This is a genomic window from Pseudomonas sp. KH_021 (assembly GCF_057838865.1).
The window spans coordinates 5170651-5194692 of sequence record NZ_CM174477.1; the positions used below are offsets into that span (position 1 = coordinate 5170651).

General features: G+C 56.7%; 30 protein-coding genes and 2 pseudogenes. 13 read left to right on the forward strand and 19 right to left on the reverse strand.

Annotation, left to right across the window (positions count from 1 at the left end):
• Positions 1–309: 309 nt before the first annotated feature.
• The 3 genes from AC3IX4_RS23840 (at position 310) to AC3IX4_RS23850 (ending at position 1929) form a co-directional block, all read left to right on the forward strand.
• Positions 310–702, forward strand: coding sequence for a RidA family protein (locus tag AC3IX4_RS23840; protein ID WP_489257804.1), 393 nt, complete (start codon positions 310–312; stop codon positions 700–702).
• Positions 703–893: 191 nt separating this feature from the next.
• Positions 894–1298 (forward strand): acyl-CoA thioesterase, encoded by a 405-nt coding sequence (locus tag AC3IX4_RS23845; RefSeq protein WP_489257805.1) that lies wholly within the window; start codon positions 894–896, stop codon positions 1296–1298.
• Between the two features lie 25 nt (positions 1299–1323).
• Positions 1324–1929, forward strand: coding sequence for a TetR/AcrR family transcriptional regulator (locus AC3IX4_RS23850; protein ID WP_489257806.1), 606 nt, complete (start codon positions 1324–1326; stop codon positions 1927–1929).
• A gap of 63 nt (positions 1930–1992) precedes the next feature.
• Here the strand turns inward: AC3IX4_RS23850 and AC3IX4_RS23855 are convergent, their stop codons facing one another.
• Both AC3IX4_RS23855 and AC3IX4_RS23860 read right to left on the reverse strand, forming a co-directional pair.
• On the reverse strand, positions 1993–2880 hold the full coding sequence (locus AC3IX4_RS23855; RefSeq protein WP_489257807.1) for a citryl-CoA lyase: 888 nt from the start codon (positions 2878–2880) through the stop codon (positions 1993–1995).
• Between the two features lie 180 nt (positions 2881–3060).
• Positions 3061–3999: pseudogene (locus AC3IX4_RS23860) on the reverse strand (IS630 family transposase); the annotation flags it as partial.
• Between the two features lie 4 nt (positions 4000–4003).
• On the opposite strand from AC3IX4_RS23860, the pseudogene AC3IX4_RS23865 reads away from it, so the two are divergent.
• Together AC3IX4_RS23865 and AC3IX4_RS23870 are read left to right on the forward strand one after the other, a co-directional pair.
• Positions 4004–4315, forward strand: a pseudogene (locus AC3IX4_RS23865) (LbetaH domain-containing protein); the annotation flags it as partial.
• Positions 4316–4592: 277 nt separating this feature from the next.
• Positions 4593–5147: a magnesium transporter gene (locus AC3IX4_RS23870; protein WP_489257808.1), complete on the forward strand. Its 555-nt coding sequence runs from the start codon at positions 4593–4595 to the stop codon at positions 5145–5147.
• A gap of 49 nt (positions 5148–5196) precedes the next feature.
• Here AC3IX4_RS23870 and AC3IX4_RS23875 read toward each other — a convergent pair whose 3' ends face one another.
• The 5 genes from AC3IX4_RS23875 to AC3IX4_RS23895 all read right to left on the reverse strand — a co-directional run bounded on the left by AC3IX4_RS23875 (position 5197) and on the right by AC3IX4_RS23895 (position 10269).
• The gene (locus AC3IX4_RS23875; RefSeq protein ID WP_489261348.1) at positions 5197–5514 is read right to left on the reverse strand and encodes a cytochrome C oxidase subunit IV family protein; all 318 of its coding nucleotides are present in this window, start codon (positions 5512–5514) and stop codon (positions 5197–5199) included.
• Between the two features lie 66 nt (positions 5515–5580).
• Positions 5581–6294, reverse strand: a complete 714-nt coding sequence (locus AC3IX4_RS23880) for a heme-copper oxidase subunit III family protein (RefSeq protein ID WP_489257809.1) — start codon at positions 6292–6294, stop codon at positions 5581–5583.
• A 6-nt stretch (positions 6295–6300) separates the two neighbouring features.
• Positions 6301–6987: a cytochrome c oxidase subunit 3 gene (locus AC3IX4_RS23885; protein WP_489257810.1), complete on the reverse strand. Its 687-nt coding sequence runs from the start codon at positions 6985–6987 to the stop codon at positions 6301–6303.
• The gene (gene ctaD, locus AC3IX4_RS23890; RefSeq protein WP_489261349.1) at positions 6984–8747 is read right to left on the reverse strand and encodes a cytochrome c oxidase subunit I; all 1764 of its coding nucleotides are present in this window, start codon (positions 8745–8747) and stop codon (positions 6984–6986) included. Before ctaD ends, AC3IX4_RS23885 begins: the two co-directional genes overlap by 4 nt.
• A 43-nt stretch (positions 8748–8790) precedes the next feature.
• Entirely contained in the window at positions 8791–10269 is a 1479-nt protein-coding gene (locus tag AC3IX4_RS23895; RefSeq protein WP_489257811.1) for a c-type cytochrome, read from the reverse strand.
• A 269-nt stretch (positions 10270–10538) separates the two neighbouring features.
• Between AC3IX4_RS23895 and AC3IX4_RS23900 the strand changes: the two genes are divergently transcribed.
• Together AC3IX4_RS23900 and AC3IX4_RS23905 are read left to right on the forward strand one after the other, a co-directional pair.
• The gene (locus AC3IX4_RS23900; RefSeq protein ID WP_489257812.1) at positions 10539–10874 is read left to right on the forward strand and encodes a hypothetical protein; all 336 of its coding nucleotides are present in this window, start codon (positions 10539–10541) and stop codon (positions 10872–10874) included.
• Between the two features lie 339 nt (positions 10875–11213).
• On the forward strand, positions 11214–11888 hold the full coding sequence (locus AC3IX4_RS23905; RefSeq protein WP_489257813.1) for a class I SAM-dependent methyltransferase: 675 nt from the start codon (positions 11214–11216) through the stop codon (positions 11886–11888).
• A gap of 3 nt (positions 11889–11891) precedes the next feature.
• Here the strand turns inward: AC3IX4_RS23905 and AC3IX4_RS23910 are convergent, their stop codons facing one another.
• Positions 11892–12662, reverse strand: a complete 771-nt coding sequence (locus AC3IX4_RS23910) for a class II aldolase/adducin family protein (RefSeq protein ID WP_489257814.1) — start codon at positions 12660–12662, stop codon at positions 11892–11894.
• A 51-nt stretch (positions 12663–12713) separates the two neighbouring features.
• Positions 12714–13553, reverse strand: coding sequence for a TauD/TfdA dioxygenase family protein (locus AC3IX4_RS23915; protein ID WP_489257815.1), 840 nt, complete (start codon positions 13551–13553; stop codon positions 12714–12716).
• 199 nt (positions 13554–13752) lie between these two features.
• Here AC3IX4_RS23915 and AC3IX4_RS23920 point away from each other — a divergent pair, with 199 nt between their 5' ends.
• Positions 13753–14445, forward strand: coding sequence for a TetR/AcrR family transcriptional regulator (locus tag AC3IX4_RS23920; RefSeq protein WP_489257816.1), 693 nt, complete (start codon positions 13753–13755; stop codon positions 14443–14445).
• Positions 14446–14449: 4 nt separating this feature from the next.
• Here AC3IX4_RS23920 and AC3IX4_RS23925 read toward each other — a convergent pair whose 3' ends face one another.
• Together AC3IX4_RS23925 and AC3IX4_RS23930 are read right to left on the reverse strand one after the other, a co-directional pair.
• Positions 14450–14857 carry a Rid family detoxifying hydrolase gene (locus tag AC3IX4_RS23925; protein ID WP_489257817.1) on the reverse strand — a complete coding sequence of 136 codons (408 nt, stop codon included), beginning with the start codon at positions 14855–14857 and terminating at the stop codon, positions 14450–14452.
• A gap of 31 nt (positions 14858–14888) precedes the next feature.
• Positions 14889–15593 (reverse strand): SDR family oxidoreductase, encoded by a 705-nt coding sequence (locus AC3IX4_RS23930; RefSeq protein WP_489257818.1) that lies wholly within the window; start codon positions 15591–15593, stop codon positions 14889–14891.
• A gap of 103 nt (positions 15594–15696) precedes the next feature.
• Between AC3IX4_RS23930 and AC3IX4_RS23935 the strand changes: the two genes are divergently transcribed.
• From AC3IX4_RS23935 to AC3IX4_RS23950, 4 genes are all read left to right on the forward strand, one after another.
• Positions 15697–16650 (forward strand): LysR substrate-binding domain-containing protein, encoded by a 954-nt coding sequence (locus tag AC3IX4_RS23935; RefSeq protein ID WP_489257819.1) that lies wholly within the window; start codon positions 15697–15699, stop codon positions 16648–16650.
• A 26-nt stretch (positions 16651–16676) separates the two neighbouring features.
• Positions 16677–16982 (forward strand): type II toxin-antitoxin system RelE/ParE family toxin, encoded by a 306-nt coding sequence (locus AC3IX4_RS23940; protein WP_489257820.1) that lies wholly within the window; start codon positions 16677–16679, stop codon positions 16980–16982.
• A complete protein-coding gene (locus AC3IX4_RS23945; protein WP_489257821.1) occupies positions 16979–17266 on the forward strand; it encodes an addiction module antidote protein in 288 nt (95 codons plus the stop codon). Before AC3IX4_RS23940 ends, AC3IX4_RS23945 begins: the two co-directional genes overlap by 4 nt.
• A 144-nt stretch (positions 17267–17410) precedes the next feature.
• Entirely contained in the window at positions 17411–18430 is a 1020-nt protein-coding gene (locus tag AC3IX4_RS23950) for a DUF4917 family protein (protein ID WP_489257822.1), read from the forward strand.
• Between the two features lie 63 nt (positions 18431–18493).
• Here AC3IX4_RS23950 and AC3IX4_RS23955 read toward each other — a convergent pair whose 3' ends face one another.
• On the reverse strand, positions 18494–18763 hold the full coding sequence (locus AC3IX4_RS23955; RefSeq protein WP_489257823.1) for an Ogr/Delta-like zinc finger protein: 270 nt from the start codon (positions 18761–18763) through the stop codon (positions 18494–18496).
• Positions 18764–19054: 291 nt separating this feature from the next.
• Here AC3IX4_RS23955 and AC3IX4_RS23960 point away from each other — a divergent pair, with 291 nt between their 5' ends.
• Positions 19055–19465: a helix-turn-helix domain-containing protein gene (locus AC3IX4_RS23960; protein ID WP_489257824.1), complete on the forward strand. Its 411-nt coding sequence runs from the start codon at positions 19055–19057 to the stop codon at positions 19463–19465.
• Here the strand turns inward: AC3IX4_RS23960 and AC3IX4_RS23965 are convergent.
• The 7 genes from AC3IX4_RS23965 to AC3IX4_RS23995 all read right to left on the reverse strand — a co-directional run bounded on the left by AC3IX4_RS23965 (position 19448) and on the right by AC3IX4_RS23995 (position 23910).
• Positions 19448–19798 (reverse strand): putative holin, encoded by a 351-nt coding sequence (locus tag AC3IX4_RS23965; protein WP_489257825.1) that lies wholly within the window; start codon positions 19796–19798, stop codon positions 19448–19450. The two genes, AC3IX4_RS23960 and AC3IX4_RS23965, sit on opposite strands and share 18 nt — an antisense overlap.
• Positions 19791–20183: a head completion/stabilization protein gene (locus tag AC3IX4_RS23970; RefSeq protein ID WP_489257826.1), complete on the reverse strand. Its 393-nt coding sequence runs from the start codon at positions 20181–20183 to the stop codon at positions 19791–19793. The genes AC3IX4_RS23965 and AC3IX4_RS23970 overlap by 8 nt, the downstream gene beginning before the upstream one ends.
• A complete protein-coding gene (locus tag AC3IX4_RS23975) occupies positions 20176–20430 on the reverse strand; it encodes a response regulator transcription factor (RefSeq protein WP_489257827.1) in 255 nt (84 codons plus the stop codon). Before AC3IX4_RS23975 ends, AC3IX4_RS23970 begins: the two co-directional genes overlap by 8 nt.
• A 194-nt stretch (positions 20431–20624) precedes the next feature.
• On the reverse strand, positions 20625–21842 hold the full coding sequence (locus tag AC3IX4_RS23980; protein ID WP_489257828.1) for a class I SAM-dependent methyltransferase: 1218 nt from the start codon (positions 21840–21842) through the stop codon (positions 20625–20627).
• 99 nt (positions 21843–21941) lie between these two features.
• A complete protein-coding gene (locus AC3IX4_RS23985) occupies positions 21942–22559 on the reverse strand; it encodes a TPM domain-containing protein (protein WP_489257829.1) in 618 nt (205 codons plus the stop codon).
• Between the two features lie 23 nt (positions 22560–22582).
• Positions 22583–23302 carry a TPM domain-containing protein gene (locus tag AC3IX4_RS23990; protein ID WP_489257830.1) on the reverse strand — a complete coding sequence of 240 codons (720 nt, stop codon included), beginning with the start codon at positions 23300–23302 and terminating at the stop codon, positions 22583–22585.
• Complete coding sequence (locus AC3IX4_RS23995; RefSeq protein WP_489257831.1) at positions 23302–23910, reverse strand: LemA family protein; 609 nt, start codon at positions 23908–23910, stop codon at positions 23302–23304. The genes AC3IX4_RS23990 and AC3IX4_RS23995 overlap by 1 nt, the downstream gene beginning before the upstream one ends.
• Positions 23911–24042 lie beyond the last annotated feature (132 nt).

The following is a 24042-nucleotide window of genomic DNA, read 5'->3' on the forward strand; positions in this document are numbered from 1 at the left end:
CAGCGATCTCACCGGCCTTCATCAAAGGGCTTTGATCGGCTGCAAGCCTCGCGCGGCGCGCCTTACCAAGGGGATCGACCCCTGCGGCGTCCTCGTTATAGATTTCAGACCGACCATATGGTTTTTTAGACCGCCCAGTCAGTATGCTCCAATTTGTGGTCGTGTCAATAGCTCCCCGAACGCCAACGCGGGGCGTGCGAACCCGCTCGGGAACACAGCTTGCGCATTTCAAAGGGGGGGATTAGGATCGCGTACCGAGCGGTCTAATTTTCTGGCCGAATGGACGGTCTAATTTAAAAGAAGGTACCTATGATCAACGCAATCAACGCTGGGCCTGGCTATCCAGGTGTCTCGATGTCCATCCGCGTTTCGGATGGCGATACCCTTTATCTGACCGGGCATGCGCCGGTCGATGAGGCAGGCGAAGTGGTGCAAGGCGACTTCGAAAGCCAAGTAGTCGCGGTGTTCAACAACCTGCGCACCACGCTTGCCGCTGCTGGAGTCGGTTTCGAAGCGCTGGCTCGCATGAACACCTACCTGACAGACGTCAGCCCCGAGACGTTGGCGACCTTTAAAAAGGTCAGAAATCAGTTCGTGAACATGGACTGTCCGCCGGCTAACACTCTGCTTAAGGTGGCCGGCCTCTACGATGAACAAATCAGAATCGAAATTGACGGCATCGCTGTGATCCCGCGTCGCTGACACCAAGTTGCTTCGTCGCACGGCCCTCCCCCAGCCGTGCGACCGGCCTCTAATAAGGCAGCACCTGGCGTCAGACCTAGGTGAAGGTAAATTTGACTTGGCGGTACAAAAAAAAGACAATCAGCGGTAGCTACGGGCAAGGTCACACGAAAGCCGCTGAGCAAAGCTGAACGAGGAAGGAATTTTTCGTCATGATTACGTATCGAGGTGTGGTCTACCCCGCTCAAACCGACGCAATGGGCCACATGAACGTACAGCATTACATTGCAGCTTTTGATCAAGCTTTCTGGCACTTTGTCGATCAACTGGGCTATGACATCGAATGGCGAGAGCCCCGCAAGCAAGGGTGGGCGGATGTTCACTACGACATCGATTTTCGCTCTGAGCTGCACGTCGGTGCAGTGTTCCACGTGGTGAGCTCCGTTAAGAAGATAGGTCGTACCTCTCTGATAACTCACCATGCCCTATTTGATAATCATAAACAGTTGTGCGCAGAAATTAATATGACGTCGGTCTATTTCGATCTGGAAGCGCGTACAGCCATAGAAATTCCAGAATCAATCCGAGTGTCTGTAGGCAATCAGCTACAGGCTTAACTGCCTAACGTTTTGGTGTATACCCATGAATGTAGATCTCAGAGATCAGCTTAAACAGAAAAAACAAGCCTACGTTCAAGACGAAATTTTGTCTTCGGCTGCAACCCTCTTCGCCGAGAAAGGATTCAGAGCGATTACCATCACCGATGTTGCGGCACGTTTGGGTTACACCAAATCAGTTGTCTATTACTACTTCAAAAACAAAAATGAGATTCTCTGGCAAATTTTCATGCGGATGCATGAGAGCTATCAGGAAACCATCGATGGCATCCTGGCTCAGAGCCTGCCGCCTGATGAGTCGCTGCGCCAGATTCTCTACAACCATGCCCTGCACGTCATGAAGAAGAAGGACTGGACAGCCATCTACTTCCGCGACGAGAGTGAGCTGGAGCCAGACCAGCGTCTGGATATGCGTAAGCGTAAACGCGAGTATGACGCAAAAATCGAAGTCATTTACCAGCGCGGTGTTGAGCAAAAGATGTTCAAAGACGTCCCGCCACACATCGCCATTTCGGGTTTCATGGGTATGTGTAACTGGCTCCACATGTGGTACAACGACGAGGGTAGCTTGACGGCTGAGCAAATCGCCGACTACTACTGCGACTTGATGAGTGGTGGGTATCTCAACTGAGATGCTCTCCTTTCGACAATTAAGCTGCAAAAAAAAAGCGCGATTTAATCGCGCTTTTTTCATTCAACCTTTTTTAATCTGATCCACATCTTCAGCAAAATTGCGACGCTCGCGAGCGTAGTCAACCTGGTCATCCGGGATAACACGGATGCGCACCTTGCTTTGAAGCTCTTCGGAAATATGGGCAATCACCCCTGGCATGGTGGAGATCACAGCCAACCCGGTCATCTCTGCAGGCGTAAAGCCCATCTGCGCCAGAATCGCGCCCATCATCCCGACTTCGTTAATGACGATTTCGGGCTTGCCCGCTTGGGTAGTGAAAGCCTTGTGCACGGCCTCATACCACTCGCAGATCTCGCCCCATACACCCGTCTCAATGGCCAACTGCTTCAGTTGCTGCGCACGTGGATCGGTATATTTGAAGGCCGGATGCCCCAGACCAGGCACCCGCTCTTTACGAGCCCGCATGCTCTCTACCAAGTGATTAGCTGCTTCCTCGAAAGAGTCCACCTGCTTCGCCACACCAATGGTCTTGTTCAGGAACAGGCCAGTTTGATCTGGCGCAAGAGAGTACTCCCCAGCTGCCAAAACGGCAGTCGCCAAGCCCGCAACCATCGATGGGTTGCTCGACACACAGAAGCGTGCAGCCGCAGTGCCAGGCTTGCGCAGCGAGTAGTCCAGAACAGAGCACAGCACGCCTTCAATCATCGCCGCTTGGCCAGCGGTGGGCAGGCTTCCACGGATCAGCAAATAGGTAGCGTCAGCAAAGCTCAGCTTGCCAATCAGATCACCCAAGTCATAGCCACGGATGTACACGGTGTTGTCCTGGACGTCGCTAACAGCGCTGCTCCAGTATTTTGGGGACTCGTTCATTCTCATTCCTGTCAGATCGAGGCCAAGCGGGACGCCTGCCGTGGAACGATGGTAGCGAATACCAGCTGCACTGTCCATCCGGACGGTCATTTATACTGACCGTACAGTACGTTCCTTTATGAATCACCCAATCCAAGGGCAAGATAGAGGTTCAAGAGTGCTTTCATTGACCTGAGGTTGGACACCTACCTGCAGGCTCGACGCAAAATCTGCGAAGCGTTTGGCGGATGCGACCCAATGCGCTAGTGTCCTGTCTGGTTAGTCCAGAAATCTATTTTTTATCGCGCCCAGCTTCGCCCTATTTACCGAGCTAATGATTGTTTCTGCCGTTTTGTTCCACTGGAAGGGTTTGGCTGAGTGCTCGTTGTGGGCCTCGATAAATTGCCGAATGGCCACCTTCAATTCCTCCACGCTGCTAAAGACTCCACGGTACAGGGCTCGGCGCGCCAATTGAGCGAACCACCCTTCCACCGCGTTCAGCCAGGAGGCACTGGTCGGTGTGAAGTGCAATTTGAAGCGCGGGTGTTTCTCCAGCCACTCCCTGACAGCCGGGGTCTTGTGAGTCGAGCTGTTGTCCAGAATTACATGCAGATCCAAGGCAGCGGGCGTGCTTCTATCGATCTGCCGCAGAAAGTCAAGAAACTCCTTGGCCCGATGTCTCTGGGTAATCCGGCCAATTACCTTACCGCTCAGGATGTCAAAAGCGGCGTACAAGCTGGTGGTGCCATGACGTTTGTAGTCATGGGTTCGCCGCTCGATCTGCCCCGGACGTAACGGCAGCATGGGCTGCGTGCGATCCAGGGCCTGGATCTGGGTTTTCTCGTCAACCGACAGCACCAAAGCGTTATCAGGCGGGTTCAGGTAGAGCCCGATCACGTCGACAACCTTGTCGGCAAAAAGAGGATCGTTGCTGATCTTGAACGTTTTCAGCCGATGCGGTTTGAGATCCGATGCTGCCCAGACTTGGGATACTTGCCAAATCGTGACCTGCGCATATTTGGCCATCAACCGAAGACTCCAGTGCGTCGCTTCGCGAGGCACCCGTTGAGTCGTCAGGGTTAAGATTTCCTTTATTTTCTCCTCGCTGAGCTTGCGAGGCTGGCCACTTCGGGGCAAATCTTTCAAGCCTTCAAGACCCGCTTCCAGATAGCGTTTACGCCATTTGAAAACGATCGGGGCCGTGATCTGCAATTGCTCACAACACACCTCCATTGCTCACCGCTCGATCATTCATGGCCCCTGTACCGTGGGTAATCGCGTATTCATCGGTTTCAACAGCGTGGTATTCAACTGCACCGTCGGCGATGGCTGCGTGGTTCGCCACAACGCGGTGGTCGACGGCTGCGACCTGCCGGCAGGCTTCCATGTCACCTCGACCCAACGCATCGGTCCACATACTGACTTGAGCCAACTGCCCAAGGTCAGCGTCTCGGCTACCGAGTTCTCAGAAGATGTCGCGCGCACCAATATCGATCTGGTGCGTGGTTACAAGGCCCTGCAGAACGAGTTTTAACCATGAGCAGCCTACTGATCCGATTGAGTTTGTCCTCCGGCAACGCTTGGGCGGCAACCTCGGAAATACCGACCTCACGCAGGTCGGCAAGCCACCTGGGATCAAGCAGGAAGCGCCCGGGGCCCTGCCAACCGCGAATGATAGGCAGTGCTGCTATACTTCTTACGGATTGCATGAAGTGTGCAACGCCCCCGCGGGCACAGGTACCGACTGCAAATCCCACTGAACGGCTGCAGGACAAAGGAGGTCTACAGCAAACCGAGATGGGAGGTGTGGCATGAACCGACACTATTACATCAGTGACAATCTCGACGAACTTGAAGCCATTGAAAATGAATTGGAAGCCAATGGCATCAATACCGAGCAAATTCATGTGCTCAGTGAGGACGTTGCCGATGTCGAGCAACATCACCTCCACGAAGTCAACTCGTTAATGAAGCAAGATGTTGTTCACTCTGGCGAGATTGGTGCAGTGATCGGCGTGCCACTCGCGGCGCTGGTCCTTGGCGTTGCCTATTGGATGGGTTGGACCGACTCCGCCGCAGGCTGGGTGCCTTTTATCTTCCTTGCCATCATCATAGTGGGCTTCTCCATCTGGGAAGGCGGTTTTCTGGGTATCCAGGTGCCGAACGCTCACTTCCGCAGTTTTAAACAGACGGTAGAAGAGGGTAAACATATCTTCTTCGTGGATGTTGAGCCGAATCAGGAACCGGTACTGGATCGGGTCATCGAACTTCATCCAAGGTTGCAGATCGCCGGCACGGGAACGGCAGCCCCCCACTGGACAGTCGCCTGGCTGCACAAATGGCATCAGTTCAAGCGAACGATATAAAGCGACTCATGACGCACCCCCTGGTGGTTCAAGGCCACCGGGAGGTTGTCTATTGGCCAAAGAAAATGCCCCGGCTGAAGAAAATATAATCCGCCTCGGACACCATCAGCCCCACGAGCACCAGTAAACACAAAGGTGGCACCAATATCGCGTAGACCATGGCCAATCGTTCCCACGCCATATGCATGAAGATGGAGACAATTAAACCGGCCTTCAACAACATGAACGTGATAATCAGCGACCACCTGAGGTAGCCATGGAAGTGAAAATAATCGACCAGATACGACAGCGTGCTGAGGACGAATAACAGCCCCCAGATTTTAAGGTACAAACTGATTGGGTGTTGCTGACCCTGGGCATGTGCCATCATCAGTGCTCCTCTTCAGAACCTGCTCACGATCGAGTGCGCTTGATCATGAACAGTCTCTTGGACCTACCATAAATAGAAGAACGCAAAAATAAACACCCACACCAAATCCACGAAGTGCCAGTAAAGACCGGCAATCTCGACAATCTGATAGTTTCCCGAGCGCTCATAATCTCCGCGCAATACTTTCAGCGCCACAATGCTGAGATAGATGACACCCATTGACACGTGCAGTCCGTGGAACCCGGTAATCATGAAAAAGCTGGCACCAAATTGCGCCGCCCCCATGGGGTTCCCCCAGGGACGCACCCCTTCGGAGATGAGCTTGCTCCATTCAAATGCCTGCATGCCGACGAAAGTCGCCCCCAAGGCTGCGGTCGCCAGCATCAAGGCAGTGGTTTTCGCGCGATCACGGCGATAGGCGAAATTGACGGCCATGGCCATGGTGCCGCTGCTACTGATCAGCACAAAGGTCATGATGGCGATCAGAATGAGTGGGATTGATTTACCGCCGATCGTCAAGGCGAACACTTCACTGGGGTTCGGCCAAGGGTCAGTGATGGTCATGCGTACCGACATGTAGCCGATTAAAAAACAGGTGAATATAAACGTATCACTGAGCAGGAAAATCCACATCATCGCCTTGCCCCAGGGGACCTGCTTGAAGGCCTCTTTATCCGAGGACCAGTCGTTGGCGACGCCCTGCCATCCCGGTGCGGGCGGGGAGCTGGGTGGATTGGATGAACTGGACTCGTCTGGGGCGGGTGGGCGCGATGCCATGGCTGTTCACCTCAGGCCGCAGAATCTGGCGATGGCTTCATAGGTTTGCGGCGTGCTGGTCAGCAGAGCGAATAGCACGAACCAAAGACCCAGTAGGTAATGCCAATAGATGGCACAGAGCTCGATGCTGGCGCTCAGTTGCGGCAATGGCACGCGATGCAGGAATTTAGCGACGGTCCTGCCCCAGGCTATCAGCCCGCCCAGTAGGTGGAGCCCATGCAGGCCGGTCAACAGGTAGAAGAAACTGTTGGCCGGATTGCCGGCGACAAAGTAGCCCCAGGCGACAAACTGCTGCCAGACCATGAGTTGTCCCGCCAGAAAGGCAATTGCAAATACGCCCCCCAATGCAAAGCCAATGGCAGTTGCGCCCAGTCGAGCCCGTCGGGCGGCCATACGCGACCACTGCAGCGCAATACAACTCAATACCAGTAATGCCGAATTCAGCCATAGCAGCCCTCGATTGGCCAACGGCGCCCAGGGCTCTGTCAGGGGCAGCCAGTCGGCCATTTGTGAGCGGGCAATAAAGGCGATCAGGAAAAGAAAGAATAACGAACTCACCACGATCAGAAACAAGCGCAGGCCTGTTCTTGCGATGTGGTTTCTATCGGCACCCGCGGCGGCCTGCGCCCCCTCAGGATCAACACTCCCACCGGGGTCAGCGCCGTCGGCGTTTTTCAAGAGCAGTCTGTTCATGTTCTAACGTCCGCTATCTTGAGTTGCCGCATATCCTCCAACTCCTCGGCGGATACCGTTTGCGGAACGAAATCCTGTTCTATTCCCGGCACACTGTAGTCATAAGCCCAGCGATGCACGACCGGCAGTTTCGCGCCCCAATTACCGTGTTTCGGCGGGGTGTCTGGTGTTTGCCATTCCAGGCTGGCAGCGCCCCAAGGGTTACTGCCTGCAGGCTTGCCTTTGAACACACTCCAGGCCAGGTTGAACAGGAACAGCAGTTGGGAAACACCGACGATCAATGCCACCACCGTAATAAAGGCATTCAAATCTTGCGCCGACTGCGGGATGAAGGCGTAGTTTTCAAACGCGTAGTAGCGGCGTGGCATGCCCTGGAAACCCAAGTAGTGCATGGGAAAGAAGATGGCGTAGGTGCCCAGGAAGGTAATCCAGAAATGCAGCTTGCCCAGGGTGTCGTTCAACATCCGCCCGGTGACTTTCGGAAACCAATGGTAGATGCCCCCGAACACCACCAGTACCGGGGCGACACCCATCACCATATGAAAATGGGCGACGACGAAATAGGTGTCCGAGAGCGGAATATCCACGATCACATTGCCGAGAAACAACCCGGTCAGACCGCCGACCAGGAAAGTGACGATAAAGGCCAAGGCAAACAGCATCGGCACGGTCAGGTGGATGTCACCCCGCCACAGGGTCAGCACCCAGTTGTAGACTTTCAGTGCGGTCGGCACCGCGATGATCAAGGTGGTGATGGCGAAGAAAAAGCCAAAGTACGGGTTCATTCCGCTGACGTACATATGGTGCGCCCAGACCACAAAGCTGAGTACGCCAATCGCAATAATGGCCCACACCATCATTCGGTAGCCGAAGATATTTTTACGCGCATGGGTGCTGATCAGGTCGGAGACCAGACCAAACGCGGGGAGCGCAACGATGTAGACTTCCGGGTGGCCGAAGAACCAGAAGAGATGCTGGAATAAAATCGGGCTGCCACCTTGGTGATCGAGCTGTTGCCCCAGCGAGATCATCGCCGGCATGAAGAAGCTGGTGCCCAACAGTTTGTCGAACAGCATCATGATCGCACTGACGAACAACGCCGGGAAAGCCAGCAAGGCCATGATCGAGGCCATGAAGATTCCCCATACTGAAAGTGGCATGCGAAATAATGTCATGCCGTGCGTACGCGCCTGCAATACCGTGGTGACGTAGTTCAACCCGCCCATGGTGGTGGCGACAATAAATATCGCCAGTGAGACGAGCATCAGGACGATGCCCCACTCGACCCCCGGTGTCCCCGGGGTAATGGACTGTGGCGGATAGAGTGTCCAGCCCGCACCGGTGGGGCCGCCTGGGACAAAGAAACCGGCGAGCAACACCAGCACCGCGAGCAGGTAGAACCAGTAGCTCAGCATGTTGACATAGGGGAAGACCATGTCGCGGGCGCCCACCATCAGTGGGATCAGATAGTTGCCGAAACCACCCAGAAACAAGGCCGTCAGCAAATAGATGACCATGATCATGCCGTGCATGGTCATCGCCTGATAGTAAGCATTGACGTCCATGAACTCCAGGCTACCGGGGAAGCCTATCTGCATGCGCATCAAGCCGGATAACACCACGGCGATAAGCCCGACGAATAGGGCGGTCAAGGAATATTGAACGGCTATGACCTTGTGGTCCTGACTCCAGATATATTTGGTCAGGAAGCTTTTGGGTTCGTGCAGTGCTGCTGTATCGGCTTGCTCCGCATAGGCCATCACGTCATCCTCCTGCTGAAGTTTCGGTGTTTTTCTGGCTGCTTTACGGCTGCTTTCCTGGCTCCGCCTTGCCCGCATCAGCGTCGGCATTCGCTTTGGATTTGATAAACGCGATCAGTGCCTTCAACTCCTGTTCGCTCGGCGTAAAAGCCGGCATGACGGGGGGATAGCCCTTGGCGATGATGGCACTGGGATCAAGAACCGACTGTTTTATATAGCCCTCATCGACCTTGATCGTCGTACCGTCGGCAAGGGTTTCGGTCTTGCCATACAGGCCCTGCCAGCTAGGGCCAACGCTCTTGCTGCCATCGACAGTGTGACAGGCCAGGCAACCGAGCGACTCGGCCAGCCGCTGTCCCTGCGCTGCCAAGTCGTCTTCTGGAGTCGATGCTCCGCCGGTAGGCAGCTCATCGCCTGGCTGCCCAGCACCCAGTGATTTGATCAGAGCGACGAGTGCACCCAGTTCATCGTCACTGAGAGTATAGGCCACCATCACCGGCGGGTAGCCCTGCACCAGTCGGGCCTTCGGATCGAGGATCGACTCTTTCAGATAGGCCTCATCGACTTGCACACGGGTGCCATCGGCAAGCTGTTCAGTGCGGCCGTACAGCCCCTTCCATCCTGGGCCGAGACTGGCACTGCCATCCTGGCTATGGCAGGCACCGCAGCCGAGGTTTTCGACCAGCAGGCGTCCTTTTTCCAGCATGCTGTCCCGGCTGGGCTGGGCAGCTGTCGTTAATGTCTGCGCAAAAGTCGGCTGACGGTTCAGCCATTGTTCGAAGGCGCCCTGCTCTTCCACGATCAGATGGCCGCGCATGTTGAAATGACCGACGCCACAAAATTCAGCACACAGGACTTCATAGTTTCCGATTTTAGTCGGCGTAAACCAAAAGTACGACACCATCCCCGGCACCATATCCATCTTGCTGCGTATTTGCGGCACATAAAAGTTATGCAGCACATCTTTAGAGCGCAGTAAAACCTTGACCGGCTGATCGATCGGCAGGCGAACTTCATTGTTTTTTATCAGCACATCGTCCTGCCCGGCAGGATCCTTGGGATCAAGGCCGAAGGGATTGGCGGAATCAACAAACTTGATAGCCGACTTGCCCAACTTCCCGTCCTGGCCTGGAAATCGGAAAGCCCACTGCCACTGCTGGGCGACCACTTCAAGTTCAAACGCATTTTTCGGCACCCGGACGAAATCATTGTAAACAATCAGGCCGGGCGCCAACATTCCGGAAATACCCACCGAGGTAATGATAATTAACCATAACTCCAACTTTTTATTTTCTGGCTGGTAGGCTGCCCTGGCACCCTCTTTGTGACGAAAGCGTATGACGGCCACCGCCATAAATACCGTGACGGCGACGAAAAATATTCCGCTGATGACCAAGGTGATGAACAGCGTGGTGTCTATTGACCCCCAGTTGGAAGCTGCCGGTGTCGCATGCCAAGGCGCCAGGAGGTGGAACAGCACGGAGGCAACAACGATTAGAATCAAGATAATTGCTATTGCCATTTTCTCTTCATCCTATTCCTGTCACTCAATATCTATCTGATGCCCCAACAGAATAGACAACGACTCCCCTTCCTGACGGCGCGCAGCGACTTGTTTGCGCCAGCACGGCCCGGTTGCCAGCTATACTCAATCTCTGATTACACAGGCAGCAATCGGCCAGAAGCCGCCCCAAACGGCGAACCCTGCCCAGACGTCGAGGTCAGATGAGTGATGGCCTTGACAAGCGACCAGCGCTACAGGGTCCAGCAATCCACAACAGAGGTTTCGTCATGAGTAACCTGACGATCGAAGGCTGGTGCAAACCCAGCAAAGACCAAAAGTCTACCCCAACGGGGGAGATCCATTTTGACGTCTATGACCTCCTCCATCGGCGTCTAGAGGACGCTGAAGAACGCCTTCAGGAAACCCAAGAACCTGAAGCCATGCTCGATGTCGACATGGATTCATTGAAATTGACCCTGCCAGAGGGGTACGGCCCCTTATCCGACTGCAAAATGCGTGTCTATTTGCAACACGGTCGCGGTCAATTCCATTTGGTCGGACACCGAGAGAGCGATGGCAGCTTGATCTATTCCAATGCGGTGTTGATTGATCAGCTGATTTAGGCACTCGGTAACCGATTAAAATTCACGCCAATGTCCGTACAAGCAGCACGGTACGGACATTTTCATTCCGCTGAAACGAAAGCTTGGTCTCTGGATGATCGGTGCATGCCTTTTCGCGCTGTTGCGATTCATCAACCCATTCAAAAGCCAGCACAGACACAACGAGGGCTTCGAGTGACCGTTACAGCGTTGACGGTGCGATTAGCTCAACAGGACGATTACGAAGAGTTTCGACCAGGAATTCTGGTCGCTGAAACTCTAGGTTTAACGGCTGCCCGGTAGGCATGGGCAAGCCGGGCGTATCCTTCCATCCAACCGTCAATCACTTCGGATATCAAAATGCCCGCCCCCGAATCCCCCCTCCTCCAAAGCTGGCACCGCAACGCCCAATCCTGGATCGAAGCCATCCGTACCGGCAGCATCGAAAGCCGCCAGCAGGTCACCGATCAGGCCATCCTGCTCGCGGTGCTAGGCCGCCAGCCCGAGCGTGTACTCGACCTGGGCTGCGGTGAGGGCTGGTTGTTGCGTGCGCTGGCGGATCGGGGCATCGAGGCGGTCGGCGTGGATGGCGATGCGACGCTGGTCGAGGCAGCGCGGGCGGCGGGTTCTGCGCGGGTGCATTTGGCCAGTTATGAAGCGTTGGTGGAGGCGAAGGTGGACATCGGCAGCGGTTACAACCTGATCTGCGCCAACTTCGCCCTGCTGCACCAGGACATTATCCCTCTGCTCGCGGCCATGAACGCTCTGCTCGCCCCAGGCGGTGCGCTGGTGATCCAGACGCTGCATCCGTGGACCGCTGCGGCAGGCACCTATCAGGATGGCTGGCGGGAAGAAACCTTCGCCGGGTTCAAGGGCCAATGGCAACCCATGCCGTGGTACATGCGCACCTTATCCAGTTGGCTCAATGCCCTGGACATGGCCGGCTTTAGGCTGGCCGGCCTGCAGGAGCCGCAACATCCGCAAAGCCCTGCGCCGCAGTCGTTGCTGCTGGTGGCAATGCCCAACGGAGAGTGAGGTTTACTCAAGAACCGTTGGATCCCGCCGAATCTCCTCGCGAGCCATGGCCTCCCACAGGAACGGAAAGCCATTGGTATCAGTGCGCTCGCCGGTCGCGAGGGCGACGCTGGCGGGCAACGGTGAGCCGCCGCCGAGCATCTCGACACGCCAGGCCAGACGGCTGCGCCATTCCAGGGTGATGGCGCGCAGGTGCGCCTGACGAATGCCGTTGGCCACCACCAGAACGCCGTGGTTCGCCAGTAGCGCCCATTTGTGCGCACCCAATGCATCCACGGCAGCGCGACTCAGCTCGGTGTCGTCGACCGTGCCTCGATACTCGTCATAGAGCACCGGGTCGGAGTCAACCAAGGCGGACGTCTGGTCGTAGATCGGTGGAATGCGCCCGGCCGCCGACCACACCGACCCCCACTGCGGGTGGTTGTGGATGACCACGCCGACGTCATGGCGCGCCGCGTGCACATCAATATGCAGGTTGATGGCCGGGGTGATGTTCCATTCACCCTCGATCACCTTGCCCTGCTGATCGAGGCGCACGATATCCGAGGCGGTCACTTCACCCCAGGTCAGTTCCCACGGGTTGGCGAGGTAAGTGCCGTCGTCCTGGCGAACGGTGATATGGCCGGCGATGTGGTCGTTATAGCCTTCACGTGATAACACCCGACACAGCAACGCCACGCTCTGGCGGGGTGTCAATTCGGGCAGCAGCGCGTAGCGACCTGGCCTGGGCGTGTAGCGAGCCAGCAAATCGTGATTAATCTCATCTTTCAACATGGCGGTTTCCTCTAGAGCAATCGTTGTAAACGGTGATCGGCCCATCACGAATCACGCGTGGAAAGACCCGCGAGCGAATACCGATGTGCGCTGCATGCGCCGTTGGTGCGGTTGATAGTCGAGGATGGCGTTGTGAAGCACGCTACGGTTGTCCCAGAGCAGCATGTCACCGACGCGCCAGCGATGCCGAAAGCCAAATCGGACGTGTTGGCAATGGGCATGCAGGTAGGCCAGGATGGCATCGCTTTCGGCGATGGCCAGGCCGTCGATATGGGTGGTGTAGGTCGGGTTCAGGTACAGCGCCTTGCGACCTGACACCGGGTGCTCAATGACCAGCGGATGCAAGTGTCGGCGGTTCATTTTAACCACCTCGACATAGCGATCATGGGGGATGACGTTCTGGCGCAATGCCGCCGTCATCGGCCCGTTCATATCGTGCCAGGCACTGAGGCCTTCAAGGTAATGCTTCATGCGCTCGGACAGCGCCTCAAAGGCCGTAGTCATGCTGACCCAGCAGGTGTCGCCGCCACACGGCGGCAGGATTTGTGCGTGAGTCATGGTGACGATTGGCGGGCTGGGCAGAAAGCTTTCGTCGTGGTGCCACATGTCCGCTCGGTCGCCCAGCTTGGAGTCGATCACGGTGATCTGTTCAAAACCTTCACCCAGGTTGGGATAGAAGGTGTGCACTTCTGGCTCACCGAAATACCGGGCTATCGCCAGGTGTTGCTCGGGTCGTAGGCCTGGGACGTGCAGCACGATGGCTTCATGTTTGATCAGTGCCGCCTCAAGCGCCGCCAGCGTTTCTGGCGAAGAGACTGAAGCGGGATCCAGATCTAGCACTTCGGCGCCCAGGCTTGGGCCAAGGGGCTGGACGGTGAAAAAGGACGACATGGGCGGTCTCCCGACAGGGTTGGAACATCCGATCTGGTGGGCGCGTTACTGCGCATTTGGACGTTGTCTGATTGACGAAAACGATCATACTCAGGTCGCCAGGGCTGAGATATTCGCATTCCTCAATCACAGCAAGCTGTTGATTTAATTAATAATTATTGATTAATAAACACCGCCTTGAAGGCACACTCGGATTTTCATGAACAAGAAAGATATCGACCCTGCACCTCGCCCAAAGCGTGTGGCGCAGCCTCTCCCGGCATTACGCAAGCGCCCAATGCAGTCACGCTCTCGCGCACTGGTCGAGGCCGTGGAGCAGGCGTGTCTGCGGATTCTCGATGAAGCGGGCGAAGAAGCGCTGACCGTCGCCCGTATCGCGGAAGTCTCGGGGGTGGCGGTCGGGTCGATCTATCAATATTTCCCCAACAAAGATGCGATCGTTGCCTTGCTGTACGAGCGTGTTCTGGATGAGGAATCCGAGGAGTTGTTGAGGGTGCGCGAAAGGCTCGTCGGCATGCCTTTGGATTCGGCACTGCGGGATATTCTGGCCAACATTATTCGGGTCGAAACACGCCTGTTCAGATTGAACAAGGCTTTCCACTTGCGTTACCACGCAGCCCTTCACTTAGGGATGTGGCGCGGCCCTTATCACACTGCAGGGGAATTCATCGAAGCCACCTGGCTACCGCTGCTGAACTTGTATGAGCACGAGATCACCACCGAGCACCCTGCCCTGGCGGCCTATTTGCTTGGGCAGGGGTTGCGCAGTGTGATCCGCTCGGTATTGGACGATATGCCCAACCAATTGGAATCTTCGGCGTTGCTCGATAGCTTGGTCGCCATGGCGCTGGGTTGCCTGCGGCCCCCGCAATCCATTAGCTCAACGAATTGATCCCTCACCCTTCGCTGCCAGTTCCCCTCATATCCCCCAGCACCACCATTGCATCCACCGCAATCAAGGCATCCAAGGCCAGCGAAGTGACGCCTATCGAAGCCCTTGCAGGATAGGGCGCATCAAAGTACCGGCCCATCACTTCATTCACGATGGGGAAATACGATAAGTCCGTCAGGTAAATATTAAGCTTACCCACGTCTGCGAAGGTGGCCCCTGCTGCTTGCGTCACGGCCTTGAGATTTTCGAATACCTGTACAACTTGACCCTCGATGTCCGGCACCAATTTCATAGTCTGCGGGTCCAGCGCGATTTGCCCCGTCAGAAAAACCAGATTGCCCATCTGAACGGCCTGGGAGTATGCCCCGATGGCCTTGGGGGCTTTTTCGCTATCAATGGCGACTCTTTGCATGCGTATCTCCTGCCAACGAGCGCTTGGCGTATCAGACGGAACTGGTCACGCCGCCATCGACGCGCAAGTTCTGGCCCGTGATATAGCCCGCGCCTTCGCTGGCGAGAAAGGCGATCACGCTGGCGATTTCTTCTGCCTTGCCATAACGATTCATCGGCACGCTTTTTCGACGATCCTCGGTGGCGGGGAGGCTGTCGATCCAGCCTGGCAATACGTTGTTCATGCGCACGTTGTCCTTGCCGTATTGGTCGGCAAAAATCTTGGTGTACGCGGCCAGGCCCGAACGGAAGACCGCTGAGGTCGGGAACATCTCGTTCGGCTCAAAGGCCCAGGCGGTGGAGATGTTGACGATGGAGCCGCCGCCTTGCTTCTGCATGATGGGTGCGATCAGGCGGGTCGTGCGCACGATGGGCAGGAAGTAAACCTCCATGCCCTTGTGCCAGTCTTCGTCGGGAATCTCCAGGATGGCTGCGCGAGGGCCATGGCCTGCGCTGTTGACCAGCACATCGATCCTGCCCCATTTCGCCATGACGGCTTCGACCAGGCGCAGGATGTCTTCGTTGGACTGGTTGGACCCAGTGATACCGATGCCGCCCAGTTCCTCGGCCAATGCCTCACCCTTACCCGAAGACGATAGAATCGCTACACGATAACCGTCAGCGGCCAGCTTTCGAGCGGCGGCGGCGCCCATTCCACTGCCGCCCGCCGTGACCACCGCAACCTTATCTTGTGACATGATGCATACCCCGTTCGTGATGATTTCGTTTGCCTATCTAGCCAGAGGGCCGGGATATTCACTAATCATAAAAAGTGATGCGAGACAGTAGGAAATCTACAGAATGAAATCATCTGATGCGCAGCGCGTCATGCATTCGGTCCACGGCCATCTGATAGCGCTGGAAGCGACGGCGAGGCTCGGAAGCTTTCGCGCTGCGGCCGATGAGTTGCACGTGAGCCAAGGGGCCATCGCGCAGCAGATCCGCGCCATGGAGAGCAAACTCGGCAGGGAACTGTTCACGCGTCTGCCGCGTGGCCTGGCCGTCAATCCAGCCGCGCAGGAGTACATTGCCCGCGTGCGCCTGGCGCTGGGCATCATCGGTGAGGCAACTCGCGAGCTGGTCAGCCAGGAGCACGGGAAAAACCCAAACCAGTTGTCACTGAGCACCACCGCCTCCTTTGCCAGTCGCTGGTTGATTCCGCGCCTGGCTAACCTCGCCAGCGCCCACCCGGATATCGCGATCATGATCGACGCCTCGGAGGTGATCCGCCCCCTGCATGGGCATGGAGGCATCGACATGGCGATTCGCTGGGGCATTCCACCGTTCACTGAGGGGCATGCCAGCTTTCTACTCCCAGGCCGCGCCATTGCGGTGTGCTCGCCATTGTTGCCGGGTTATGGCACTTGGAAAAAGCCAGAAGACCTCGCCCAGGTCCCCTTGATCAGCGACACCCATAACAACTGGAAACGCTGGTTCGAGGCGTACACGAATGCAGGCACCCGCTTCTCGGGACCGGTTTTTTCCCAGACCAGCCTGGCCCTGGATGCCGCCGAGCAATGCATGGGCATTGCGTTGATTCCAGAGCCTTTGGTGGCGTCTTCGCTGAAGAACGGCACGCTGGTCAAGGCTATCGGTGATCAGTATCGGCTCGACACGGAGTATGGGTTCTATGTCATTACGGCCGAGCCCGTGGTACCCGATACCGTGGTCGGGTTGGTGGTGCAGTGGCTGGTGGAGGAAGCCAATGGAGGCCGCATCACTACACCCCTTGTTACCTTGCCTCACGTGAGCTAACGTAGCTCATAGGATACATTGCGCGGATGCCAACAATCATTCGCAGCTCGACCTTTTCCACTTGGCTGGCTCGACTCGCTGACAGTCGCGCCAGAACTCGTATCCAGATCCGAATTGATCGCATCGCGAGTGGTAACGTGGGCGATATCAAGGCGATCGGAGAAGGTCTGAGCGAGCTTCGTATTGATTACGGTCCCGGCTATCGCCTGTACCTCATGCAGCGCGGCGACCAATTGATTGTTCTTCTTTGCGGTGGCGATAAAAGCAGTCAAGCCCGTGATATTAGAAACGCCAAGTTGATTGCTCGATCCTGGAAGGAGCAACACCAATGACTGAATCATTTGCCACTTGGGATTCCGCCGAATACCTCAAAACAGAGGAAGACATGGCGAACTATCTCGAGGCTTGCATGGAAGAGGCAGGAGACGATCCTGCCTTTATTGCGAAAGCTTTGGGCACCATAGCGCGTGCCCGAGGCATGACCCAAGTCGCGCGCGACGCCGGCCTTTCTCGTGAAAGCCTGTATCGAGCATTATCAGGAGATGGGAATCCAGAGTTCGGGACAATTCTAAAGGTTGTACGCGCCTTGGGTTTGAAGCTTCATGTAAGCCTATGAACCGTAAGGCTGTGCATTGATTGCACAGAAACGACAACGTGCTGGAGTCGGCTGATCAATCATAAAGACCATCCACTCATTGAGCCGCCCAGCAGCTCAAACAGCCTGTGCTAAAGTCGCCGTCCCAATGACGACGAGCCCCCCATGGAACACCAAACATTCGACCCTGCCCTGCCCCACTGGGCAGACTTGCACGTGCAGTGCAGCGGCCTGCTGCTGGGCAACGGTGCCAGCCGGGCGATCTGGCGCAACTTTGCCTATGAATCGCTGTTCGAGCGGGCCCAACGGGTGCGCAATAAGCCACTGGGGCAGACGGACCTGGCGTTGTTCAAATCCATGGGCACCGAGAGTTTCGAACAGGTGCTCAGCGCCCTGAACACCACGGTGCGGGTCAACGCGGCCTTGGCCATCAGCTCGTCCTCGCCGCTCAATCGCTACTACGCCATCAAGGAAGCCCTGATCCACGCCTTGCGCAGTGTGCATATTCCTTGGCGACTGGTTCAAGCGCAGACCCTGCAGGCCATCAACCAAGCGCTGCGCCAGTATCCACGGGTGTATTCGAGTAACTACGACCTGCTGTGTCACTGGGCAGTCCAGCACCAGCCCGAAGGGTTTGCCGATCTGTTGCGGGGTGACGAAGGTTTCAGCAGTGCCGATATCCCCGCCCAAGGCATACGGTTGCACTATCTGCACGGCGGCCTGCACTTGCTCAAGAACCAGGACGCCAGCACTCGCCAACGCAGCGCGAGCGCCAGTCATCTACTGGACGGCTTTGCGATCAACACACCTGGGGATGTGCCGCTGTTCGTCAACGAAAGCAACAGTGCAGACAAATTGCGAGTGATACGGGGCTCGGATTATTTGAGCTGGTGTCTTGGCCAGTTGTCGGGGCATCAAGGTCCACTGTGCATTTTTGGCCATAGCCTGGAGACAGCCGATCAGCACATTGTCGAGGCCATTCGACAGAGCGGGGCCACACATTTGGCAATTTCTATTTTCCCGCTCAGCGAAGCTTCGATCATCAGTCAGAAACAGCATTACAGCCGCCTGTTTGCCGCCGAGGGGGTGACCTTGAGCTTCTTCGATTCGACCACGCACCCACTGGGCGCCAGCGCATTGGATGTACCCGTGCCATTGCCCGCCCCCACCAAACGTCGGCGCTGATCGCAGTTCGCACTTTTCAGCCTGGCGCCGCTACTGGCCATTAGCACCGCTTGCCGATCCGCGTCACAAGACGGGCTCGGCATGAAGAACGGGTGCAGGCTTGGCCACTGCACGACGTAAATCTCCTTCGGCATAGGGCAACCTGACGTCTGGATTTGGCATACCGCTGGGCGACAGTTCGTGCGTCATTTCGAACTCCGCCCGTACCGACCAGCCACAGGCTTCGTGCGTGCATTGCAAATAGGCAATTCGCAGGAAAATGTGGCGGCCTTCACTGGTTCGAATACGCATCCGGCTCGAGCAATGCGGGCAAACCATTTTATACGTGCTCATCGCAGGCCTCCGTTCAACCTGGTTTCCTCGCAAAACGGTCTATACAAAGCCCTGTGCTTTGAATTGTCCCTCAAATAATGACAATTGTTCATGACGTCCAATCTCTCTTGTAAGCTAAGGGATGTAAGCGTGTACGCCCGATATAAGAAGGAAATTTCCTTCTTATATTTGGGATTATTAGGCATTGCGTTACCGATTCTCATCGTATTGGTGCCTTGGTGTGCATAAAAGTACGCATTTCGCATAATTTTTTGCGATATCTAAACATTAAGTCAAACGGATCTACTTAAAATGCGTAACAAAGGATCTGCAGCTGTGTTGAGCCGGCTGAAACGCGTAACCGAAACACACACCGATTCTCAGCTGGCGTCAGTGCTCAGCGTCAGTCCACAGACGCTCAGCAGCTGGAAAGGCCGCGAAAGTATCCCCTATGCGATTTGCATAGACATCGCTGAAACCAATGGCATCTCGCTCGATTGGTTGCTGATCGGTGAGGGCCCCATGTTGCGCCAGGAGTGTGCTGAATCCAGCGCGCAACCCCAGACGGCACTTGAACTTGAAATACTCGGCCTGCTTCGTTCTCTCGACGTCGCCGATCAGCAGTTCATCCACCACGCTGCCCAAGAAAAAAAGCGTCTGCGCGACTTGGAGCAGCGAGTGGAATACTTGGCCGCCATCTATCGTTCAACGCCCTGTCCGTAGGCGCTGCAGTACTTCACGCAAATCGGCGGCGTCGAGCCAGACCATGACCTTGATACAAATGGGAATGACCACCACGGCGCCAATAAACGCAGCAACACCGGTCGATAAAAAGGGCGCCACCGACAACACCATCGGTGCGAACAAGTAGCCAACACCCGCCGAAAGTGTCAGTGAGCCAAGGCGTTGCCAGGCCTTCAGATGCTGCCGCGTGCTGGAGACCAGCCAGGCACCCAACAGCGATCCGAACAGCGCATCGCCATCGATTTTTGGCGCAATGGCGGCCAGCGCAAGGCCTATGTAGACGCTGGTAATACTGGTTGAGGGCTCAGCCATGACTCGCCACTCCTGTCCGGTCCAAGCTGAGTACGGCAGTTGTATGCGGCTGCTGTTCGATTTCTCGAATATGACAGTCAAGCGCCAGCGCCGCGCGGGCCATGACGGCCTTGAAATAACAACGTACCAAGGCTGGCGCGTCGTCTTCAGGCTCACCACGCAATTGCTCAAGGCAGCCATAGCCTTTTTCCTTGAGCGTGCGTCGCCACTGACCGAACTCTCGGTTGACAGCAATCACCGCGCTGATCACTGCGACTTCCAGTCGAGCGTCACTGACCCGAGTATCCAGGCACAACTGCTGGCGGACGCTGTCCAGGTCAATGGAGGGCCAGAACGGGTCGCTGTTGATACAGAGGTTTTTTGGATCAAGTAGGGGTTCAGTCACGATCCAGCATCCCGAGCTTGAGCGCCTTGACCAGCGCTGCTGTACGGGAAGACACATCGAACTTGCGCCGAATGTTACCGAAGTGAAAATTCACGGTAGCCTCGGTGCAACTCAAGATATGGGCAATTTCCCAGGTCGACTTCCCCAACGAGAACCAGCCCAGCACGTCCAACTCTCGCGGGGTCAACACAACGTCGTCGCAGACGGGGTGTGGCGCCGGGGAGCGGCCATTTTTCATCATTTGCATTGAATTCGCTTCCTGCCTATTGGCGGGTGCCAAACTGCACACCGCAGTGAATATGCCTACGGAGCAAAGTGTGGGCGTGCAGCCGCGACCGGGCAACGACGGGGGGTTGTCGCTCCAGTTGCTACAAATGATGTGTAACGGGAAGTTCAGAGGGGAGGTAGGCAGCGACCTGCACAAGCAGGCCGCTTTGGGCGTTAGCCTAGCAGGCTGTCTGCTTTCAGCAGGCTTTCCAGGCAATGCTCTTCAATGGCATAGAACGCCTTGAGGGTCTGGATTTTTTCCAGCAAGGCCGCTGGGTCCGTCGGCTGGGCACGCTTGACCGCAAGAATCATCTTGTTCTTGTTGGTGTGCTCCAGGGAAATAAACTCGAACACCTTGGTGTCGTAGCCACAGGCTTCCAGGTACAAGGCCCGCAAGCTGTCGGTGACCATTTCCGCTTGCTGCCCCAGGTGCAGGCCGTACTGAAGCATGGGCTTGAGCAGGCCGGGGCTCTGGATTTGCAAGCGGATCTGCTTGTGGCAGCACGGCGAGCACATGATGATCGCCGCGCCGCAGCGAATGCCGGTATGGATGGCGTAGTCGGTCGCGATATCACAGGCATGCAGCGCGATCATCACGTCGATCTCGCTGGGCACCACGGTGCGAACATCGCCGTGCTCGAACGCAAGGCCTGGGTGGTCCAGGCTCGCCGCTGCGGTGTTGCACAAGTTCACCATGTCCTGGCGCAATTCCACACCGGTCACCTGAGCCTGGCGCTGCAAGGTGTTGGTCAGGTAATCGTGGATGGCGAAGGTCAGGTAGCCTTTGCCGGAGCCAAAGTCCGCCACCCGCAGCGTCTGCTCAGCCGGCAGTGTGGCGCTGGCCAGGGCGTGAGAGAACACCTCGATGAACTTGTTGATCTGTTTCCATTTGCGCGACATGGCCGGGATCAACTGATGCTGGCGATCCGTGACGCCCAGGTCGATCAGAAACGGTCGCGTCAGGTCCAGGTAGCGTTTTTTCTCCCGATCATGCCCGGCTGCCGGTGTTTCGCGAGTCGTTTGCACCGCGGATCGGTGCAGCATCGGCTTGAGCTTCTTGCTGAACTCCAGTTGCAGCTCATCGCTCAGGGTCAGCAGGTGCGCGTTGCGAAAGCTTGCGGGCAATAGCTCGGCGACTCGCGCCTGGGCTTCCTCCAACGGCAAGTTGCGAGTGATGTCGCGGGTCTTGTAGCGGTAGACGAACGACAGGCAAGGCTGCTCCTTGACGATCAGCGGCTTGATGATGACGCGCTGCAAATCGGCTTCCTCGCCAACATGACGGGCCAGCACCAGCTTTACCAGCGCGTTTTGCGCAAGGCTGGTATCGAGCAGGGTCAAGAATTGCGCACGCGGGTCAGCGGCGGATTTGCCGGGGGAAGCGGAAACAGACATTCGAAGGCAGTGCCTCAAGGGGGCGAAAAATCGCGCAGAAGGGAAGTGCCAGCATTTTAAAAGGGAAGCCCGCCCAAGGCACGGGCTAATTTGCGTTGGTCAGGACAATACGACCAAACGGTTTGGCAGCTCGTTTCTGACATGGGTCACCGGCACATGGACCTTGAGCAGCTCGCCACAGGCCTCAATGCAGCTGATAAACCCTTGCAGGGTCTGGCCTGCTTTCACCTGGCGGGTGAAATCCTCGACGATCGACGCCCAGGCCTTGTCGTCCAACCGACGAGAAATACCCTCATCCACCAGGATTTCGACGTAGCGTTCCGCCTCGCTGACGAAGATCAGGATGCCCGTACTGCCAGCGGTGTGATGCAGGTTCTGTTCGAGAAATTGCCGCCGTGCGAGGTTCGCCGCACGCCAATGCCTTACGGAACGCGGAATCAGATGACTGGTAATCCATGGAATGCGAAACAGCAGGCACAGCACAAAAAAACTCAACCACTGCACCATCAACAGCGTATGAGCGGTCAGTAGATCGGTGAGGTAATTCACCGCCCCCGGCACCACCAGCGCCAACAGGCTGGCCCACAGCAGCGGAATATACGTGTAGTCATCGGCACGCGCCGCCAGCACGGTCACCAGTTCCGCATCGGTATAGTGCTCGACGCGGACAATGGCTTCGGCCACCTGGCGTTGTTCGTCATCACTCAATAAAGCCATGGATCGATAGTCCCTTCATTGTTTTACCATCCACCCGACGAGCCGCCGCCGCCGAAACTCCCGCCACCCCCACTGAAGCCTCCACCGCCGCCACCACCAAACCCGCCACCGCCCATGCCACCAAAGCCACCGCCGCGACCGCTGATGCCCAGGCCCTGGCTGATAAAAACGATGATAAACAACAACACGAGCAAGCCGATCACCCATCCCGGCGCCTCCGGGGAGTCGTCTCCTCCAAGGGCTTTTGCAGGTTCGGCCAGCGGATTGCCACCCAACACCTGGATGATCGCAATGGTGCCGGCAGCAATGCCCCGATTGAAGTCACCGCGCTTGAACGCCGGGGTGATGACGCTGTTGATAATGACCGAGGCCTGGGCATCGGTGAGCCGATCTTCCAGGCCATAACCCACTTCGATACGCAGCTTTCGCTCGTCACGGGCCACGATCAACAGCGCACCATTGTCCTTGCCCTGCTGGCCAATGTCCCAGTGACGGCCCAGCTGATAACCGTAGTCTTCGATGCTTGAGCCCTGTAAGTCAGGCAGCGTGACCACCACGACTTGCTCACCGCTCGCCTGTTCGTGGGCGGTGAGCATTTCAGTGAGTTGGCTGATGGTGCTCGCTTCAAGCATCCCGGCATTGTCCACCACCCGCCCGGTCAGGGCCGGAAAGCTCAACTCGGCCCGCGCCACGGCTGCGCCCAGTACCAGCAGCAACACCAGGCACAGCCGAAGGGCTCGCATCAGAACTTCACTTGCGGCGCTTTATCGGCATCCGGGCTGGTCGCCTCGAAGTTCTCCCGTACCGGCATGCTGCTGTACATCAAGGTGTGCCAGATACGCCCGGGAAAGGTGCGGATCTCGGTGTTATAGCGTTGCACCGCAGCGATGAAGTCGCGCCGAGCCACGGCAATGCGGTTTTCCGTGCCTTCAAGTTGCGACTGCAGGGCCAGGAAGTTCTGGTTCGACTTGAGGTCTGGGTAACGTTCGACCACCACCATCAAGCGGCTCAGGGCGCCGCTGAGTTGTTCCTGGGCCTGCTGGAACTGGCGCATTTTTTCCGGGTTGTCGAGGGTGCTGGCATCGACCTGGATCGAGGTCGCCTTGGCCCGCGCCTCGACGACGGCCGTGAGCGTATCCTGCTCTTGCTTGGCGTACCCCTTCACGGTCTCGACCAGGTTGGGGATCAGGTCAGCGCGACGCTGGTATTGATTTTCGACCTGCGCCCAGGCGGCCTTGGCTTGCTCGTCGTAGCTGGGAATGTTGTTGATGCCACAACCGGCCAGCATGCTGGTCAGCATCAGCCACAACAGCACCCTGAAACCTGGGCCTGTTATTCGAAGGTCGTGCATGTGCTTTACGCTCCTGAAAGAGGGCCCCAAAAGCCCATTTCGCCCTCAAGCGCGGGACTTGAGGCATAATCCGTCGCCACTGCTGGAATGCGCCAGCCCGATTGGCTAAACGACGCTACCTGCGAATTACAA

Bases quoted from the DNA above. Each gene is read 5' to 3' on its own strand.
- AC3IX4_RS23900 (WP_489257812.1), top strand. From the start codon at position 10,539: ATGAGTAACCTGACGATCGAAGGCTGGTGCAAACCCAGCAAAGACCAA.
- AC3IX4_RS23920 (WP_489257816.1), top strand. From the start codon at position 13,753: ATGAACAAGAAAGATATCGACCCTGCACCTCGCCCAAAGCGTGTGGCG.
- AC3IX4_RS23905 (WP_489257813.1), top strand. From the start codon at position 11,214: ATGCCCGCCCCCGAATCCCCCCTCCTCCAAAGCTGGCACCGCAACGCC.
- AC3IX4_RS23935 (WP_489257819.1), top strand. From the start codon at position 15,697: ATGAAATCATCTGATGCGCAGCGCGTCATGCATTCGGTCCACGGCCAT.
- AC3IX4_RS23855 (WP_489257807.1), bottom strand. From the start codon at position 2,880: ATGGACAGTGCAGCTGGTATTCGCTACCATCGTTCCACGGCAGGCGTC.
- AC3IX4_RS23945 (WP_489257821.1), top strand. From the start codon at position 16,979: ATGACTGAATCATTTGCCACTTGGGATTCCGCCGAATACCTCAAAACA.
- AC3IX4_RS23990 (WP_489257830.1), bottom strand. From the start codon at position 23,302: ATGCGAGCCCTTCGGCTGTGCCTGGTGTTGCTGCTGGTACTGGGCGCA.
- AC3IX4_RS23910 (WP_489257814.1), bottom strand. From the start codon at position 12,662: ATGTTGAAAGATGAGATTAATCACGATTTGCTGGCTCGCTACACGCCC.
- AC3IX4_RS23960 (WP_489257824.1), top strand. From the start codon at position 19,055: ATGCGTAACAAAGGATCTGCAGCTGTGTTGAGCCGGCTGAAACGCGTA.
- AC3IX4_RS23955 (WP_489257823.1), bottom strand. From the start codon at position 18,763: ATGAGCACGTATAAAATGGTTTGCCCGCATTGCTCGAGCCGGATGCGT.
- AC3IX4_RS23975 (WP_489257827.1), bottom strand. From the start codon at position 20,430: ATGCAAATGATGAAAAATGGCCGCTCCCCGGCGCCACACCCCGTCTGC.
- AC3IX4_RS23870 (WP_489257808.1), top strand. From the start codon at position 4,593: ATGAACCGACACTATTACATCAGTGACAATCTCGACGAACTTGAAGCC.
- AC3IX4_RS23925 (WP_489257817.1), bottom strand. From the start codon at position 14,857: ATGCAAAGAGTCGCCATTGATAGCGAAAAAGCCCCCAAGGCCATCGGG.
- AC3IX4_RS23845 (WP_489257805.1), top strand. From the start codon at position 894: ATGATTACGTATCGAGGTGTGGTCTACCCCGCTCAAACCGACGCAATG.
- AC3IX4_RS23980 (WP_489257828.1), bottom strand. From the start codon at position 21,842: ATGTCTGTTTCCGCTTCCCCCGGCAAATCCGCCGCTGACCCGCGTGCG.
- AC3IX4_RS23950 (WP_489257822.1), top strand. From the start codon at position 17,411: ATGGAACACCAAACATTCGACCCTGCCCTGCCCCACTGGGCAGACTTG.
- AC3IX4_RS23880 (WP_489257809.1), bottom strand. From the start codon at position 6,294: ATGGCATCGCGCCCACCCGCCCCAGACGAGTCCAGTTCATCCAATCCA.
- AC3IX4_RS23875 (WP_489261348.1), bottom strand. From the start codon at position 5,514: ATGGCACATGCCCAGGGTCAGCAACACCCAATCAGTTTGTACCTTAAA.
- AC3IX4_RS23885 (WP_489257810.1), bottom strand. From the start codon at position 6,987: ATGAACAGACTGCTCTTGAAAAACGCCGACGGCGCTGACCCCGGTGGG.
- AC3IX4_RS23895 (WP_489257811.1), bottom strand. From the start codon at position 10,269: ATGGCAATAGCAATTATCTTGATTCTAATCGTTGTTGCCTCCGTGCTG.
- AC3IX4_RS23850 (WP_489257806.1), top strand. From the start codon at position 1,324: ATGAATGTAGATCTCAGAGATCAGCTTAAACAGAAAAAACAAGCCTAC.
- AC3IX4_RS23840 (WP_489257804.1), top strand. From the start codon at position 310: ATGATCAACGCAATCAACGCTGGGCCTGGCTATCCAGGTGTCTCGATG.
- AC3IX4_RS23915 (WP_489257815.1), bottom strand. From the start codon at position 13,553: ATGTCGTCCTTTTTCACCGTCCAGCCCCTTGGCCCAAGCCTGGGCGCC.
- AC3IX4_RS23930 (WP_489257818.1), bottom strand. From the start codon at position 15,593: ATGTCACAAGATAAGGTTGCGGTGGTCACGGCGGGCGGCAGTGGAATG.
- AC3IX4_RS23940 (WP_489257820.1), top strand. From the start codon at position 16,677: ATGCCAACAATCATTCGCAGCTCGACCTTTTCCACTTGGCTGGCTCGA.
- AC3IX4_RS23995 (WP_489257831.1), bottom strand. From the start codon at position 23,910: ATGCACGACCTTCGAATAACAGGCCCAGGTTTCAGGGTGCTGTTGTGG.
- ctaD (WP_489261349.1), bottom strand. From the start codon at position 8,747: ATGGCCTATGCGGAGCAAGCCGATACAGCAGCACTGCACGAACCCAAA.
- AC3IX4_RS23965 (WP_489257825.1), bottom strand. From the start codon at position 19,798: ATGGCTGAGCCCTCAACCAGTATTACCAGCGTCTACATAGGCCTTGCG.
- AC3IX4_RS23985 (WP_489257829.1), bottom strand. From the start codon at position 22,559: ATGGCTTTATTGAGTGATGACGAACAACGCCAGGTGGCCGAAGCCATT.